This is a genomic window from Clostridium psychrophilum (genome assembly GCF_018861705.1).
Classification (GTDB): Bacteria; Bacillota; Clostridia; order Clostridiales; family Clostridiaceae; genus Clostridium_AD; species Clostridium_AD psychrophilum.
In genome coordinates, this window is sequence record NZ_JAHLEC010000198.1 from 1 (window position 1) to 2,914 (window position 2,914).

Genomic DNA, 2,914 nt, shown 5'->3' on the forward strand with positions numbered 1-2,914 from the left:
TAGTATATGGCATATTAATAACTGCTGTAATTTTTCTGATAATAAAACTTATGAACAGGTATAACAATAAATCTATATACGAAATAAATAAACTTTTATACGGAAAGTACCTAGGTGGTTTGTTAAATTTTCTTATAGTTTTATATTTATGGTACAGCACATGTCTAAGTTTAAGAGGTTATACAAATGTAATACATGTTGATCTATTAAGATCGACTCCTACATTTGTACTATGTATTTTTATTTTAATACCTACCTACTACTTAACATGGTACGGACTAAAATACACAACTAGATTTGCATCTACAATATATCTTTCCTTAAGTTTTTGTTGTATTTTGTTTTTTCTTGTATTTAAAGACTTAAGATTGAACTTTTTATTGCCTATTGCCCAAGGTGGAATAAAATGCATAAAAGCTAGTTTTAGCCCCTGTATTTATGCATTTCTAGGTTATGAGGTAATATCAGTTATATATCCAGAAATTACGAATAAAAAAAAGGCTATGAAATATGTAATAGGTTCCAATATAATTACCACAATGTTTTATATACTTGTGCTTCTAGTTACTACGTCTTTTTTTGGAGAAGAAATGTTAAAAAAAAGTGTAGTTCCAATGTTTACATTAGCTAGATCTTATAGAGCCCCAATAATTGAAAGAATGGATATATTATTTATATCTATATGGATACCAGTAATTGCTATGACAATCAACGGGTACTTTTGTATAGCCTACTATAGTATAAATAAACTTCTAAATCTAAAGAAAAAGGCTATATATCTATTTATATTTACTTCAATAACAATATTATTAAGTAATGTACCTAAAAGTATCTCTAATATAGAGATATATGATAATGGTATGATGATAGCTGGAACTATATTTTCAATATTTTTAATTATATGTTACTTATTCTCATTCATACGAAAAAAAGGAGTGAATCCACATGTATAAAGGTATAAAGAAATTTGCATTATTAGTTGTTATTCCCTTTATACTTTGTGGCTGCTGGGATGAAGTATTAGTGGAGAAAATTGCTTTTCTGACAATACTAGGTGTAGAGAGCGCTCCTCAAGGAAATTTAAATGTTACTTATGCCATGCCAGTAGTTGATCCAGATGTTACTAATTCTAGAGGAGAATTAATTGATACTCAAACAAATTTACTAAGGATGTCTACAGAAACTTTAAATAGAAGGTCAGGGAAGAAAATAATGGCAGGTAAAATTCAGCTAATGCTATACTCTAAAGAATTTGCTGGGGAGGGGCGTATAGCAGATACTAATTCGATATTTGAAAGGGATCCGTCAAATGCAGTACTTGCATGGGTTGTTATTGTGGATGGAAGCCCTAGAAGCTTAATGTACCAGACAGAAGATAATCTTAAGGATAAACCTAGACCATCTACATATATGAATGCTCTTCTTGAGCGTTCGGTTAGCACTGGGAATATCAATGAAACAAGAGTTTTCAATTATGACTTAATAAGCATGGCTCCAGGCATTGATAATACAGCTCCAATGATTAAGATTACTGATAAATCACTTGAGGTTACAGGCTCAGCTTTATTTTCAGGTGAAAAAATGGTTGGAAATATAAACGCGCAAGATGGTGGACTTTTAACAGCAATGATGAAAACTCTAAAACATAAAAAATACACCTACAATGCTAGTATTCCGTCTAGTGCAAAAGAAACTTACAGTGAAAAACAAAATTCAGCTATTCAACTTAGTCAAAATAGCAAAAAAATCAACATTTCAATTAAGAATAATAAACCCGTAGTAGATATTTATTTAGATTTATCTGGATATGCAGATGAGTATAAATGGGATCATTTAAATGATGAACAAGAGATAAAAAAGTTAAATGATCATGTACAAGAACAATTAAGGCAAGATTGTCAAAAATTAATTGGTTACATACAAAACATACAAAGTGATCCTATTGGTATAGGCGATATGGTAAGAGCTAAGCATAACAGTTATTTTAAAAAAGTAAATTGGCATACAGTATATAAACAAGCAAAAATAAACATTCATGTTAAATTTAAGTTAGTTGACTATGGAGATATACAATAAAAATAGTAAACTCAAGTGAATAATAATTTAATGGTTGTACATTAATAATAATTGATTTAAAAATAGAAAATAATATATTTAAATAAATACGAAGGAGAACTTTAATGGAAAATACTATTTATCATAAAGATTTAAATATATCTGGTGAAAAGATTGAGAAATTAAGAACTATGTTAATAAATGAATATAAAGCAAATAGTCCAATCTCTATAACAAATTTTATTAAGCTGATAACAGATAATCCTGCATTTCCTACTTGGATTAAAATACAAAAATGTTTTAAAACTTCTTCATTCCAAAAAATATTTATGGATGGTGCATTAGGAATTACTATAAATAAATCAAACAAATATGGCACTAAAACAATAGAAGCTAAAAAATCTGATATTTTAAAGAAAATAGCTGAAATATATACTGCTAATAATAATGTAATAACAGAACATTTACTTAAAGAAAATAAGTTGTATCCGACTTATATTAAATGTTATTTTACCTCTATTGGCGAAGCTTATAAATTAGCTGGTGTTAAGGCGCATTACGCTAAACCACGTCATATAACAAAAGGTGAATTTATAATTCGTTTCACTAAATTAATACCTGAGTTTTCTAAAAATAATGTCACATATAGTGTAGAAAAATTAAGAAAGCATGGTCTTACCTACTATTATATAAAATTGTATTATGGTGATATTTATAATCTACTAAAATCATTTAACATTTCTATTGATTTGTATAATTAGTTAATTTATAATTGCTCATTTAGTTATTATGATGCTATCAAAAAAAATTACGATTAAAAGTATGGTAGTTTTTATTATTTAAACCATATTTAATTATA

General features: G+C 27.5%; 3 protein-coding genes. All 3 read left to right on the forward strand.

Translation table 11 applies throughout. The annotated features are described in order from the left end of the window. The coding region (locus tag KPL38_RS18805; protein ID WP_216290666.1) for a GerAB/ArcD/ProY family transporter at nt 1-953 on the forward strand (953 nt) is incomplete at its 5' end. Further along, complete coding sequence (locus KPL38_RS18810) at nt 946-2,076, forward strand: Ger(x)C family spore germination protein (protein WP_216290667.1); 1,131 nt, start codon at nt 946-948, stop codon at nt 2,074-2,076. The genes KPL38_RS18805 and KPL38_RS18810, both read left to right, overlap by 8 nt. A gap of 104 nt (nt 2,077-2,180) precedes the next feature. Beyond that, nucleotides 2,181-2,816: a hypothetical protein gene (locus KPL38_RS18815; protein ID WP_216290668.1), complete on the forward strand. Its 636-nt coding sequence runs from the start codon at nt 2,181-2,183 to the stop codon at nt 2,814-2,816. Nucleotides 2,817-2,914: the final 98 nt, after the last annotated feature.

Excerpts from the sequence above, each read along its gene's own strand:
- KPL38_RS18815 (WP_216290668.1), top strand. The coding sequence starts at position 2,181 with ATGGAAAATACTATTTATCATAAAGATTTAAATATATCTGGTGAAAAG.
- KPL38_RS18810 (WP_216290667.1), top strand. The coding sequence starts at position 946 with ATGTATAAAGGTATAAAGAAATTTGCATTATTAGTTGTTATTCCCTTT.